Origin of the sequence: Psychromonas sp. B3M02, from assembly GCF_003318165.1 — a bacterium.
In the GTDB taxonomy this organism is placed as follows: Bacteria; Pseudomonadota; Gammaproteobacteria; order Enterobacterales; family Psychromonadaceae; genus Psychromonas.
In genome coordinates this window covers 1-13,432 of record NZ_QOCB01000057.1, presented here as the reverse complement: position 1 = coordinate 13,432, position 13,432 = coordinate 1, and the positions used below count along the sequence as shown (strand labels likewise).

At 40.5% G+C, this 13,432-nt stretch carries 12 protein-coding genes; 6 read left to right on the top strand and 6 right to left on the bottom strand.

The features are described 5' to 3' along the window. Positions 1 to 61: 61 nt before the first annotated feature. Positions 62 to 286 carry a hypothetical protein gene (locus tag DS885_RS07235; RefSeq protein ID WP_113818762.1) on the top strand — a complete coding sequence of 75 codons (225 nt, stop codon included), beginning with the start codon at positions 62 to 64 and terminating at the stop codon, positions 284 to 286. Positions 287 to 352: 66 nt separating this feature from the next. On the opposite strand, the gene DS885_RS07230 is transcribed toward DS885_RS07235, so the two are convergent. From DS885_RS07230 to DS885_RS07215, 4 genes are all read right to left on the bottom strand, one after another. Next, positions 353 to 2,398 carry a bifunctional 2',3'-cyclic-nucleotide 2'-phosphodiesterase/3'-nucleotidase gene (locus DS885_RS07230; protein ID WP_113818761.1) on the bottom strand — a complete coding sequence of 682 codons (2,046 nt, stop codon included), beginning with the start codon at positions 2,396 to 2,398 and terminating at the stop codon, positions 353 to 355. Positions 2,399 to 2,511: 113 nt separating this feature from the next. Further along, positions 2,512 to 3,276, bottom strand: coding sequence for a Fe(3+) dicitrate ABC transporter ATP-binding protein FecE (gene fecE, locus DS885_RS07225; protein WP_113818760.1), 765 nt, complete (start codon positions 3,274 to 3,276; stop codon positions 2,512 to 2,514). Further along, positions 3,276 to 4,244 carry a FecCD family ABC transporter permease gene (locus DS885_RS07220; protein WP_113818759.1) on the bottom strand — a complete coding sequence of 323 codons (969 nt, stop codon included), beginning with the start codon at positions 4,242 to 4,244 and terminating at the stop codon, positions 3,276 to 3,278. Before DS885_RS07220 ends, fecE begins: the two co-directional genes overlap by 1 nt. Next, positions 4,241 to 5,242 (bottom strand): FecCD family ABC transporter permease, encoded by a 1,002-nt coding sequence (locus tag DS885_RS07215; protein ID WP_113818758.1) that lies wholly within the window; start codon positions 5,240 to 5,242, stop codon positions 4,241 to 4,243. Before DS885_RS07215 ends, DS885_RS07220 begins: the two co-directional genes overlap by 4 nt. A 318-nt stretch (positions 5,243 to 5,560) precedes the next feature. Here DS885_RS07215 and DS885_RS07210 point away from each other — a divergent pair, with 318 nt between their 5' ends. The 3 genes from DS885_RS07210 to DS885_RS07200 all read left to right on the top strand — a co-directional run bounded on the left by DS885_RS07210 (position 5,561) and on the right by DS885_RS07200 (position 9,256). Further along, positions 5,561 to 7,663: a TonB-dependent siderophore receptor gene (locus DS885_RS07210; protein ID WP_220149664.1), complete on the top strand. Its 2,103-nt coding sequence runs from the start codon at positions 5,561 to 5,563 to the stop codon at positions 7,661 to 7,663. A 2-nt stretch (positions 7,664 to 7,665) separates the two neighbouring features. Further along, positions 7,666 to 8,562 (top strand): Fe(3+) dicitrate ABC transporter substrate-binding protein, encoded by an 897-nt coding sequence (locus DS885_RS07205; protein ID WP_220149663.1) that lies wholly within the window; start codon positions 7,666 to 7,668, stop codon positions 8,560 to 8,562. 262 nt (positions 8,563 to 8,824) lie between these two features. Continuing rightward, complete coding sequence (locus DS885_RS07200; RefSeq protein ID WP_181817725.1) at positions 8,825 to 9,256, top strand: universal stress protein; 432 nt, start codon at positions 8,825 to 8,827, stop codon at positions 9,254 to 9,256. Positions 9,257 to 9,363: 107 nt separating this feature from the next. Here DS885_RS07200 and DS885_RS07195 read toward each other — a convergent pair whose 3' ends face one another. Next, a complete protein-coding gene (locus DS885_RS07195) occupies positions 9,364 to 11,226 on the bottom strand; it encodes a PhoX family protein (protein WP_113818755.1) in 1,863 nt (620 codons plus the stop codon). A 149-nt stretch (positions 11,227 to 11,375) separates the two neighbouring features. Between DS885_RS07195 and DS885_RS07190 the strand changes: the two genes are divergently transcribed. Further along, positions 11,376 to 11,627 (top strand): TIGR03643 family protein, encoded by a 252-nt coding sequence (locus DS885_RS07190; RefSeq protein ID WP_113818754.1) that lies wholly within the window; start codon positions 11,376 to 11,378, stop codon positions 11,625 to 11,627. A 31-nt stretch (positions 11,628 to 11,658) separates the two neighbouring features. Here DS885_RS07190 and DS885_RS07185 read toward each other — a convergent pair whose 3' ends face one another. Next, entirely contained in the window at positions 11,659 to 12,588 is a 930-nt protein-coding gene (locus DS885_RS07185; protein ID WP_113818753.1) for a patatin-like phospholipase family protein, read from the bottom strand. Positions 12,589 to 12,822: 234 nt separating this feature from the next. On the opposite strand from DS885_RS07185, the gene DS885_RS07180 reads away from it, so the two are divergent. Further along, complete coding sequence (locus DS885_RS07180; protein ID WP_113818752.1) at positions 12,823 to 13,167, top strand: hypothetical protein; 345 nt, start codon at positions 12,823 to 12,825, stop codon at positions 13,165 to 13,167. The last annotated feature ends 265 nt before the right edge of the window (positions 13,168 to 13,432 follow it).

Sequence of the window (13,432 nt, the reverse complement as noted above, 5' to 3'; positions counted from 1 at the left end):
TATTTACTATGATTGGTATTAGTCATTAGCGATTAATAAAAGTATTATTAAGGAAGGTTAGATGAGTAATTTACAAGTGTTAACTACTGAAAGATTAAATAAATTAATCGATGAAACACAAACTACGTTAGTTGAATTAAAAGCCGAAGTGGCGCGTCGCGAGCACTTAAAACAAGAGCATGAAATCAATGACTTAGACCATCATATGATGAGTGCAGAATTAAACCTGACAGGCATTAAAAATTTCATCAGTTACCTGCTTGAGCAGTCCAAAAAGAAATCTTAATAGCAGTGAGTTTTATATATTAAAAAGCGAACCGTTTGGTTCGCTTTTTACATTTAATCTTTAGTTTTATTGCGCTTTTAAATCAATATTATAAACAGCAAATCCTAAGCTATCTGGCTGGCTTCGCTTAGTTAATCTGCGTTGTGCATTTTCAGTGATAAAACGGTCTGCTAATTCGCTATCTTGGGTTTCAAAGCGAACATCTAAGGTCGTATCTGTTTTAATATCAAGGAAATCCCAGTTGTTATCTGCCGATGGGTCAACAACCCCTTTATTGTTAGTTTCTGCTGTGATGTAAGCAGACAGCACATCTCGGTTAGTATCGGGTTGTTCCATAACAACATATTCGCTACCTGTTCCGGCAAACTTCCCACCAAATGCACGATAGTTGTTAGTGGCAATAATAAAGTCTTGTTGCATTAATGCGTCACCAGTTAACGCGATGCCTTGACCATTGTGATAGGTTAAGTCAACGATACGTTGTGCATCTGGGTTCACCACGGTACAGTCACCATTAAACTTACTAGGCTGGGTAACGTCGACTTTATAACTCACACCATCGATAACATCAAAATTATAAGTACGGTGGTCTTTCCAGTTAATTAAATATTGTGGTTTGTTTGAGTTAGCATCAATCTGATTAAATTGATTAGCACTACACTCCAACCAATCTTTGAGTTGCTCTCCGGTTATTTTTAATGCCACCACTGTGTTTGGATAGAGGTATAGATCGGCGGCATTTTTATAGGTTAAATCACCCTTAGCTACTTCAACGTATGCATCCACATCAGAAGCGGTACTATGACGACCTCCGGCTTTGAAGGGAGCAGCCGCGGATAAAATAGGTAGTCCCTTTAAGTCACTATTATCTGATGCGGCAACTTGCGTGGTTATATAGCGTAATTGTGCATCAGAGACAATTTGTACCGTTGGATCATCTTGAACCAAGGTTAAAAAGCTATACATATCATTATCAGCTTTACCGATAGGGGCGTTTACAAAAGCTAATGTACCTTTATGGTCTTTTGCAACCGCTTCATGAATTCTCTTATCTGCATCGACTAATGCAACCTTAGCGCCTTGCTTGTCACGTTTGAATATTTGGCGAGACTCAGACTTTGCATCGATAACGACCCATTTGTTATCTCTGTAAGTTAAATTAAAATCTATCACCCCTAAATTATCACCCCATCGACCTGGCATCACCGCGGGAATACCATTAATTAATCCCTTTTCTATATTAACATTAGGTATTTCTGAAAATTGTTGGCTAGGAAAAACAGAGTGACTATGCCCAAACATGATTGCATCAATACCTTCTACTGTGGTCAACGCGTAAGTGGCATTTTCAGCATGTACATTATTCGGGTTCTCACTAGAGCCAATCCCTGAGTGGGGAATTGCGATGATCAGGTCTGCACCTGCCGCTTGCATTTCAGGAATGAATTTCTGTGCAGTTTCTACAATCCCTTTCACTGTCACTTTACCATTGAGGTTTTGCTTGTCCCATTGAAGGATCTGCGGGGGAACAAAGCCGATATAACCAATATTAATAGTGCGTTTTACACCTTCATTATCAATGATATCGGTGGTTTTTATTAAGTAAGGGGTAAATAGGTTATCGCCTTCTTTTTTATCTTGCCAACAGTCCGACTGACAATATACATTGGCATTAATATAGGGGAAGTTTGCTCCCTGGATCGCTTTTTCAAGAAAACGTAAACCATAATTAAATTCATGGTTACCTATATTACCTACCTCATAGTCCAACAGGTTCATCGCTTTATAACTAGGGTGTAAAGTAAATTCGCGGCCTTGTTTAAATTCACTCGCAATAAAGTCTCCCATTGGACTACCTTGTAGTAAATCACCATTATCAACCAACAGAACATTATCTACTTCATTACGTGCCTGATTGATCAAGCTCGCTGTGCGTGCCAAGCCAATGGTGATATCTGGTTTGCTTTTATAGTAGTCATAATCCATCACATTCGCGTGAATGTCCGATGTTTCGAGAAGTCTTAATTTAGCAGAATAATTTTCTGCATAGGTATTCACACTGGTGATAATGAGCGTCGATGAGATAAGGCTTGCTAGCAGTGTTTTATTCACAGAATATTCCTTTTCAATATAATACTGGGGCAGAAGGCATAAAATAAATACTTGATATTACCGTACTATTAAATGCCTATCAGATTAAAATTGAAAGGTATTTATTTTAATACCTAATAGGCCACACACATAGGCGTATTAGCAATAGGATCGGGTACCACTTTAGCGGCGAGGGAAAATACATCCTGTAATAATTGCTCAGTGAATACCGCTTTAGGTTCACCCTCTGCAACCACTTCACCCTGTTTCATGACGACTAGATGATCGCAGTAACGACAGGCTTGGTTGAGATCGTGCAGTACAACAATCACCGTTTTACCCTTGGCTTTCATCGCCTGCATTAATTTCATTAGTTCAATTTGGTGGGATAAATCTAAGTAAGTGGTGGGTTCATCTAGCATCACCACTTCCGTATCTTGCGCCAGCACCATAGCAATCCAGGCGCGTTGTCTTTGGCCGCCTGAAAGGGAGCTAGCTGTTTGCGTGGCAAACTCACTGACTTGTGTTTCTTGCATCGCCTGTTCAACAATCTGTTTATCTTGGCCACTTAATTTTCCCCAATGAGAAATATAAGGGGAGCGACCATACTCCACTAAACGTTGTACAGTGACACCTTCGGGAGTGGTGAGTATTTGCGGTAATAAGGACAACTGTTGCGCTAATTGCTTATCAGCAAAGGTTTGTAAAGGTTGATCGTTGAGTAATACTTGCCCTGCACTGGCTTTATTAATGCGCGCTAATGCTTTCAAAAGAGTGGACTTACCACAGCCATTAGGACCAATTAAGGCGGTAATTTTTCCCTTAGGTAAGGCTAAGCTAAGATCATTGATAATGGTTTTATCACCATAGGATACTGTCAGATTGTCGGTCGATATCATTACCAAGCCTTATAACGTTGCAATAAAAAAATAAAATAGGGCGCACCAATTAATGATGTTAATACACCTGCTGGTAGTTCGAGTGGGGGTTGCAAGCCTCTGGCTAAGGTATCTGCAATAATTAGCATTAATGCGCCTAATAAAGCCGAGGCAGGGATCAGTAGTTTATGATCATGACCGAATAACATACGCGCTAGATGTGGAGCTAATAGCCCAATAAATGCGATAGTCCCTGCCACCGCAACACTGATACTCGCTAAGATCACGGCAGTTAATAATGCAATTAGCTGCAATTTGGAAGGGCGAATACCTAAGGACGTTGCACAATCTTCACCGAGTCCCATCACATCCAACCGCCAGGCTAACCAAAAGGCGAAGGGCAGTACAACCGCGAGTGTTGCCCAGATAATAGGGACTTGTGTCCAGTTTCTTCCCCATAAACTGCCAGTTAACCAGACCATCGCAGTATTCATTTCAACGGGGTTTACAATAATTAAAAAATCGATGCCGCTGGATAAGAAAGTACTAATGGCAATACCAATTAAGGCCAGTCTGATCGGTGTTGGTTTGGTCTTATAAGCGATTAATAAAATAATCGCTGCGGCGATTAAACCACCTGATAAGGCAGTTAATAATAAGAGATAAACAGGTGCTGCAGCATAAAAGACTAATAAGCTGGTGGCGGCTAATCCAGCACCTGCACTAATACCCATTAAGTCAGGAGAGGCTAAAGGGTTACGAATGACACCTTGAATTAACGAGCCAGATAACCCCAAGCCTGCACCAACACCAATCGCTAATAATAATCGAGGTAAACGGTATTGGTTAACAATGAAATCGTATTCGCCGCTGTGCAGTAAAGTATCGATGATCTGTTGTGCAGAAAGTGTTGAAGCACCAACAAACAGACTAGCAATGCCTATTAGCAGTAAAATCAGCAACAGAACGGAGAGCGTTAAGTGCTTCATAGTGCTTTGCTCCTAATACTGAGGAATACGAAGAAAGGAGCGCCAATTAATGCGGTGATCACACCCACAGGTGTTTCGGCTGGAAAAGCAATACCGCGAGATAACGCATCAGCCCAAACAATTAAACAACTGCCTAATAATGCACTGATCGGCAATAACAATAGATAGTTATTACTGACTAATCGCCTAGCAATATGCGGCACTATCAACCCGACAAAGCCAATTGGTCCAACGACAGCGACGCTAGAAGCAGTTAATAAAATAATTGCGATACAAGATAAAAAACGAGTGAAAGCGATATTAATGCCCAAACTCGTTGCTACCTCATTACCTAATGCCAGTAAGTTTAGGTTTTTAGCAACATAGGCCGAAATCACTAAACCAACCAGGCTGGTTGGCCATAACAGTTGCCATTGTTGCCAGTCCATACTCGCTAATGAGCCAGATAACCATGTGATCACACTATAGGCTCTATCATCGGCTAAAATGATTGCTGCCCGCGTAATACCAATCAGTAAGGCATTAATCGCAATGCCCGCTAAAATCAATTTTAAGGGGTTACTACGGGCTGAAAAAAATCCCCCTAGAAAAATCACTAACGCACCGCTGACCAACCCACCAACCGATGCCGAGACTAAACTCGACACTTCACCTAACACATTAATACCGATACTAGCGAGTGCCATAAAGCAAGCTGCCCCAGCGTTAATACCTAAAATAGAAGGAGAAGCAAGTGGGTTACGGGTTAAGCCCTGCATCAGTACACCGGCTACGGCTAAATTTGTGCCAATTAATATTGCCACTAGTAATCTTGGGATGCGTGTCGTCGCTAGTATTTGTTGTTCAATACTCTGATGGTCAAAATTAAAAAAATAAGCAGAGATATGTGACAGGTTAAGCGGGAAGCTAGACCAAGCAATGAGTGAATAAGCAAAGCTAAATAAGAGTAAAATCAATGCGCTAGCAAAGAGCAAAATATATCGAGTAGAGAAGGGCATAATATTTTGAAATACCTAAGTGAGGAAAGAAGCTACCTTGTTTATTCGCTTAGGCCTTACAACTCAAGTTATATCGCCTACTAGACCTTGAGGATTCTATTTTAAAGGGCAATAACAATCAATATCAAATAAAAGCCTTTACTTAATCAAAAGTACTTTTTCCTCTTGCGAATGATATAGATTATCAATACTATTCGCGTAATACGTTCAAATGCCGCTGGAGTGGACTATTTGAATGAAAAAATTGTATGCAGAAGGCCTTAAACGGATTTTCTATCACCTAAACTACAACATGAGCAATCGACAATGAAATTTGCTATGAATCCTGTTACTCACAGTCTCGCCCTAATTTTAGGATTAACCTCTTACGTATCTGCTGAAGAAGCGACCACAGAGCTTGAAACAATGGTCGTTGTGGGTAAACAAAACTCCTATTTAAACCCGGAAGTCAGCACGGCCACTAAGAGCAATGTTGACCCTAAAGATACACCGCTTACAGTCAATGTTATCAATCAACAGTTTTTACAAGATATTCGTGCGGAATCATTGTCTGATGCATACGGTTACACAACGGGGTTGAGTCAATCAGGCACCAATGCCGATAGCTTTAGTCTTCGTGGTATTGATACAGACTTGAGTAATATTCAAGTGAATGGTTTACCAGGGTTAGCCTCTCGTTTTGGGTCACCAACCACGGCCAATGTTGAAAAAGTGGAAATCTTAAAAGGTCCTGCTTCTATTATGTATGGCCAGGTACAGCCAGGTGGTTTGATGAATATCATCACTAAAAAGCCACAAGAAGAAGCTGCGGTTCGTTATGATATTTCAGGTAATAGCTACAGTACAGGTGTCAGTGAATTTGGTGATGACAATAGTTTTACAGGAACGATAGATGCAACTGGCCCGTTAACGGAAGATAAAAAATGGTTATATCGTTTAATTTTAAGTGCGGAAGACACTAACTCATATCGTGATGATGTAGATGCACAAAACTATTACTTATTTCCAACACTAACTTACCGTCCTGATACAGAAACAGAAGTAACGTTTGGTTTAGAGTTTCAGTCTGAAAAGCGTGTAGCCGATGACGGTTTAGCAGTATTAGATCATGATATTAATCAAATTGCATCAATCGATACGCATTACCAATCTGCGGATGATTACGATAAAGATCAGGGTATTGTTGGCTTTGCAACTTATAACACCATGGTAACAGATGAGTTTGATATCACAGTGGATTGGCGCAGTGTCTGGCATGAAGATTCATACACATTATATGAATCAAGAGACGTAGATAATGACACTGATAGCGTTACCTTACGTGATCGTCACAATCTCAATAAACGCCAATACCATACTGTTGATGTAAGAACGACAGGTAGCTTATGGACTGGTGATATAGAGCATCAAGTATTAGTCGGCGTCAATGTCGGGTTTGAAAGAAAAGACTTTAAACGTGAAACTTACGCAACAACCGACGTAGATTTCTATGACCCAGAAGACTTAACTGAACGTGATGAAGACTCTTACAGCCTAAATCACCGCGTCACTGATTACATGAATTACGCGGCTTACTTACAAGATACCATCTATTTAAATGAAACGTGGACGGTCATGGGCGGAGTACGTTATACACGCCAAGATGCTGACTTTGAGCGTGTTGATACGGGGGCTACTGCGTCTAGTTCAAGTGACGCTTTTGTTTCTCAAGGTGGTGTCGTTTATCACTTAACGGAAGCAACGTCGTTATACGCAAGTTACGGCGAAAGCTTTAACCCCAATAGTATCGAAGATACTGACGCAGATGGTAATAACTTTGACCCAGAAAGAGGGCGTCAATACGAAGTGGGCACCAAGACTGACCTGTTTAATAACAAAGCAAACTTATCCATCGCTTACTTTGATATCAAAAAAGATAACGTAGTAGAAGAGAATGAAACCACTGGTGAAGATGAGCTGCTAGGTGTAGTTAAAAGTACAGGTGTTGAAGTTGAGTTATTAATTTTACCGGTAGAAAACTGGCAAGTTAAATTGGGCTACGCGTATGTCGATGCACGTATCACCGATAACCCTGATGAAAATATTGAAGGTAATAGAACACCAGGCAGTGCATTACATGATGCCTACGTGTGGACTAAGTATAACTTCCCGTACAAAATTGCTGACGGTATCGTAGGGACAACATTAGGTGCCAACTATGAAAGCTCTCGTTACACTGACGAAGACTCAACAGACCGCGTAAAATTACCTGGTTATATGACGATTGATTTAGGGCTTCATTATGAAATCAATGATTACCGTGCGTCTTTGAATGTTGAAAATGTATTTGATGAGTTGTATTACACAGGTGGTTCAGGCGATACAAGCATTTATGCAGGTGATCCACGCAATATTACGTTCAGCTTATCGGGTAAATTCTAACCGTGCTTAAGTTTGTTTATCAGCGCCTTTTCGGCGCTTTAATACTCCTTTGTGCTGTATTACCGGCACAGGCGAGTATTGAAGTTGAGCATGAAGTTGGGACGTTAGTCTTAACCGAGGCGCCTAAACGCATTGTGGTATTAGAGTATTCATTTATTGATGCACTTGCCTCCATTGGCATCTCACCTATCGGTGTTGCAGATGACTTAGATCCACAGCGGATCATCCCCGCAGTGCGCGATTTACTGGATCCGTGGACGTCTGTTGGCATGCGCTCTCAGCCGAGCTTAGAAGTCATTGCCCGCCTTAAGCCTGACTTGATTATTGGTGATATTTATCGTCACCGTGTTAGTTATGACGACCTGTCTCAAATAGCGCCAACCATGTTATTAAAAAGCCGTGGCGAGAGTTACCTTGATGCATTGCAAGCAGCGAAAGTCATAGGCAAAGCGGTAGGCAAAGAGCCAGAAATGTTGGCTCGTATTGAGCAACATAAACAGTTAATGGATAACTATCGTGAACGCTTTAAGAGTGATGAAACCATACAGTTTACCACGGTCAATGAGCGTGGCATGTGGATGCATGGCCCTCTGTCTTTTACTGGCAGTTTATTTAGCTATCTTGGTTTGAAATCAGCATTACCTGATTTACAGGATAACCATTTAATACAAGCTAATTTAGAAGTGTTGTTACGAGTGAATCCTGATTGGTTGTTCTATGTACGCAGTAAACCAGTAACGGTATTGGAAAGTTGGGAAAAAAATCCACTATTTAAGTTGCTTAACATCAATAAAACAGGGCAGATGGTACAAGTATCTTCGGCGCTTTGGTCATTAAATCGTGGCATGTTAGCCGCAGAGGGTATTGCCAAAGAGTTGGATGCTGCCTTAAATCATTAATGATAAATAAGCTAAACGCTTTTATGGGATAAAAGCGTTTAGCTGCATTTCGTTTAATGTGATTATTACGGGCCTTAACCTGAACATAACGCCTCCACTTTCCTCTATTTATCCCTTTCTCTCCCGCCTTTTGATCTGGCTCATTAAAATAGCTAAAAGCCGATTTGTCTTACAGTAATGTGCTGTTGGTATCAGGTTCACTTTATCTTTACTACTAATATAATAGGTACAACAAAGCAATATCTTGATGAAGGAGGTTTCTATGAGTTACCGTCATATTTTAGTGACTGTGGATTTTGCAGAAGATAATCAATTAGTGATTGATAAAGGGATTAAACTTGCTAAATCTTTAGATGCTAAACTGTCACTGGTGCATGCTAATCAACAGTTCGGCGAGTATGGGTTTACTGGTTTCATGGACTTAAGCCTCGCAAGCGCAGCTGCTTACCCAGACCTTGAAGACCTTAATCAACAACTGGCAGCATTGGCTGATCAACTGGATTACCAAGTTAGCCACAAGTATGTTGTTAATGGTGATATTAGTCATAGTTTGGAAGTACCAGTTACAGAAGCGGGGATTGATTTAATTGTATGTGGTCATCACCATGATTTTTGGAGTCGTGTCAGCCCGACAGTTGGGGGACTCATGAATACAACATCAGTGGATCTCTTGATTGTTGCATTAACTGATTAACCGTCAATAGCAAATTTACAGAGCAATAAAAAAGGGAACCATGTCTAGATAGGTTCCCTTTTTTGCGTTAAATATCCGGTGTTAAATTGGGTATTTAAGTATCGGTATTAGCTACCGATAACACCGCCATCATCTTTAGTGATCATTACAATCGTTGAGCGTGGTTTACTATCACCACCCGCTGGGAAGTGACCGGTTGGATGTTGAATACCCACAAACATGGTTTTTTGGTCTTCAGAGAAAGTTAATCCCGTTACTTCACTACCAATAGGACCGGTTAAGAAGCGACGTACTTCACCCGTTTCAGGATCACCACATAACATTTGGTTATTACCTTGCCCTGCAAAGTCACCTTGGTTAGAGAAGTCACCATCAGTTTGGATCCATAAACGACCTGCTTTATCAAAACCAAGTCCATCAGGGCTGTTAAACATATTGTCTTTATTAATGTTTGCACTACCCGCGTATAAATCACCTTGATGCACAGTTGGGTTACCGGCAATCAGGTATAAATCCCACTTGAATGAAGCACTGGTATGGTCTACATTGCTTGGCATCCAACGTACAATTTGACCGTAATGGTTCTCTGCACGAGGGTTAACACCATCAACATCTTGGCCTTCTTTAACACCACGGTTCTTGTTGTTGGTTAAGGTACAGAATACATGTTTTTTGTCTGGATGAACGGCAACCCATTCTGGACGATCCATGGTTGTTGCACCTACTTGTGTTGCTGCTTTACGCGCAAAGATAAGTATTTCAGCTTGGCTGTTAAAGCCATTTTCTTTGGTTAAGCCATTCTTACCATAAGTTAACTCAATCCACTCACCGTTACCTTCTAGTTTATCAGCATGCATGGCAAATTTAGCAACGTATAACGTACCCCCTTCAAGCAATTCACGGTTTGCAGCGTTGTTGCCTTCTTGGTATTTATTCTTAGAAACAAATTTGTATAAGTGCTCGCCACGCTCATCGTCACCCAAGTAGATAACAACATGACCATCATCATTGATAACTACAGCGGCATTTTCATGCTTAAAGCGACCTAATGCAGTGCGTTTTAGTGGTGTTGATGTTGGGTCTTTAGGGTCAATCTCAACAACCCAACCAAAGCGATTTGCTTCTTGTGGGTTTACTGCAAGGTCAAAACGCTTGTCAGTTGGGTGCCATTGGTATTTGTTACCGTCTGTTTTAATACCGTAGCGTTTGAAGTTGTCATCTAATGCAACTGCTTCATCAGACCCAAATAAACCGTTGAAGTTTTCTTCACAAGTTAAATAAGTACCCCATGGCGTTTCACCATTTGCACAGTTATTGATAGTACCCAGTACTTTTGTTCCTGTTGGGTCTGCTTTAGTTTTTAATAAGTCATCACCAGCGGCTGGACCCGTCATCATCATTTCAGTATTGGCGGTGATACGACGGTTAGCTTTACCGTTTTTATCTATTGACCATTTACCGTCTTTGCGAACTATTTCAACAATCGTATTACCATGAGCTGCTTGTGCTTTTTTCACATCATCAGCAGTCATCGCTTTACCTTGATGGTCAAAAAGGAATTGGTAATTAGTATATTCGTTGTTAATCGCCATAATGGCACGGTCTTTTGAAAGTGGGAAAATACTCATGCCATCAGTATTGTCACCAAACTGCATGGCTTGTGTTTTTGCATCTTGTTTACCGTTGGGATTGAATGCCGGCGCACCTGGGAAAATTGGGTCACCCCATGAGATTAAGTTACTTGTGCTGTAACCTTTTGGCACCACAATAGTATCGCTAGTTGAAGCAGGAATTTGAGTGAAATTTAATAGCTTGCTGTCCATGCTTGCAGCTACTGCTTTGGCTACTGGGTTTACCGCTAAAAATGCACCTGCACCTACTGCTGCTGTACCCATTAAAAAACGACGACGTGATAAACGTGCGTCAATCATGCTGCTAAAGTCAGTTTCTTTATCTAATAAGTTCGTCATGGTATTACCTTATTCTTTTTGTCGGGGGGGATAAAAGCGAGCTTTAGGTTAAAGGAGCCATATGACAAATTTATTACTGTTTATTAAAATATTAAACTCAGAAAGTACTTACTGCGTATTAGTGGTTTTTAATAACGGTGGAAATAATCATGACCCTAACAGACAGTGAAGTATCGAGAGTGATTGAGATGGCATGGGAGGATAGAACACCCTTTGAAGCCATTGAAGATCAGTTTGGGTTGAGTGAGAAAGCCTTGATTACCTTTATGCGTGCTCAGTTGAAGTCTGGCAGTTTCAAGCTGTGGCGCAGTCGGGTTAGTGGCAGAAAGACTAAACATATTAAGTTGAGATCACCTGAAGTGAGTCGAGCTTATTGTGCTACACAGTACAAACACCGATAAAACCATGTTTTCGGCTAAGTATTGCAGCTATTTAATGCATTTTAAATAGCTGTGCTGATTGGCTTTGTAAAAACGCCTGACCGACTTCAAAGCCCATTTGGTAATCCGCCATTAAGGCTTGATCGCTACTCCCGAGGATACGGCTTGCAAGCTTAGTTGGAGGTGCAATCTCAATAACTTGAGCATCTTTTGGTGGCTTTTTAATAAAGTTAAGTGCTTGATTATAAGCATTCTCATAACCAGTAATAATATCCAATACTTTGGGGCACTTATCTGTTTTACACACCCAAGACTTTAATTTACGAGCCCATGGATAACCAACATTGCGGTCAGTAGGCGCGGTACGTAATACAATGATTTTTTTAGCACCACGATTATAAGCTTCTTGAATTGGAATCGGTAATGCAACTCCTCCATCGACAAAATTATCGGTACCGATCGCGACGCCTTTTTTATATAGATAAGGTAACGCGCTAGATGCTTTTAACATGGTCAACCAACTATCTGCAGTGGGCTCAAGAAAGGCCGGACCAAACCCTTTTATATTAGTGGCAGAAAATAGCAATTGTCGATTCACTAACTGGCTTTCTGCACATTGTATATTCAGTTGATACTCTGGCTCGCTCACGCGATCAAAATACCAGTCTAGATCCATTGCATTACGTTTAGAGAAAGAGCGTTTCATACTAAAAAAATTAGGGTGTCTAGATAGTTGCATAATAGATCGTTTAGCAAAACCTGATTGACGTGTCATGTAGGTTGATAAATTTTGAGCACCAGCAGAGGTGCCGATCAATAGTGAAAATGGATTAAAGTCTTGTGCTAACCAGCTGTCTAATACACCCGCAGTGAAAATACCACGTTGTCCGCCACCTTCAACAACTAACGCGGTCTCTTTAATTGGCATATTCGCAGGGCAATTAATTGTATTGGGTAGAGGGGGGGGGTGTATTTGGCTCATTAGCGCTCCTTGTTGAATATATAGCTAATATAATTTAGTTTTAAATATAGGTTAAATCGTTTGTTTTTAGTATTTTGATAGTTAACAGCTATCTAAATTATCTGTGGATATTAGAAGTGTGCAATCATCACATTTACAGCCGTGATCTGAGGTTAAAAGATTGCTAAAAGTAGAGGCTTAGGTAATCTACGCGATGAATAAAATCCACTACATTACCTATATAAGAAGAAGTCTATGACCCAGCCTGCGCCACAGTCGAAATTAGTGCCTTATCGCTTACCGTTTTCTATTTTTGTTTTTTTTGTTGCTTACGCATTATTAACACATACGCCTTTATTTTTTATCTCATCCATAACAAGTTCATTTATCCATTACCTTTATACCCCCTTTGATGCGGTTAATGAGGCAGGGCAAGTAACAGTTATTTACGCCATCTTATGTAGTGTATTAGCGCACTTTTGGTTTGGTAAATTATGCAAAATAGAGCCAGAAGTGAATAAAAAAGGATTGCTCAAGGGGTTAGGGCTGGTGGTCTTAATCATCGCTGCCTATGGTTTGAATCTCGCGCAGCAGTCTTAACATTGTTAGTGAGTGAAGAGCGTGAAATCGTATTGAGACATGCCTTCACATAGACTCGCGAATAAAGAAAAATCCTGATATTAATCAGGCTTTTTTATTTGTTAGGGTTATTATACCAATCATAGTAAGTAACTGATCTATTTTACTTGTTAAAACAACTTATTTTTTCGTTGTAAGTTTCGTATAGGGAACAACCATTTACATCAACTTACGCCTCAAACTAAGCCATTTTTCCGGCGCAAAATTTAGATCAGTTATTTAATAC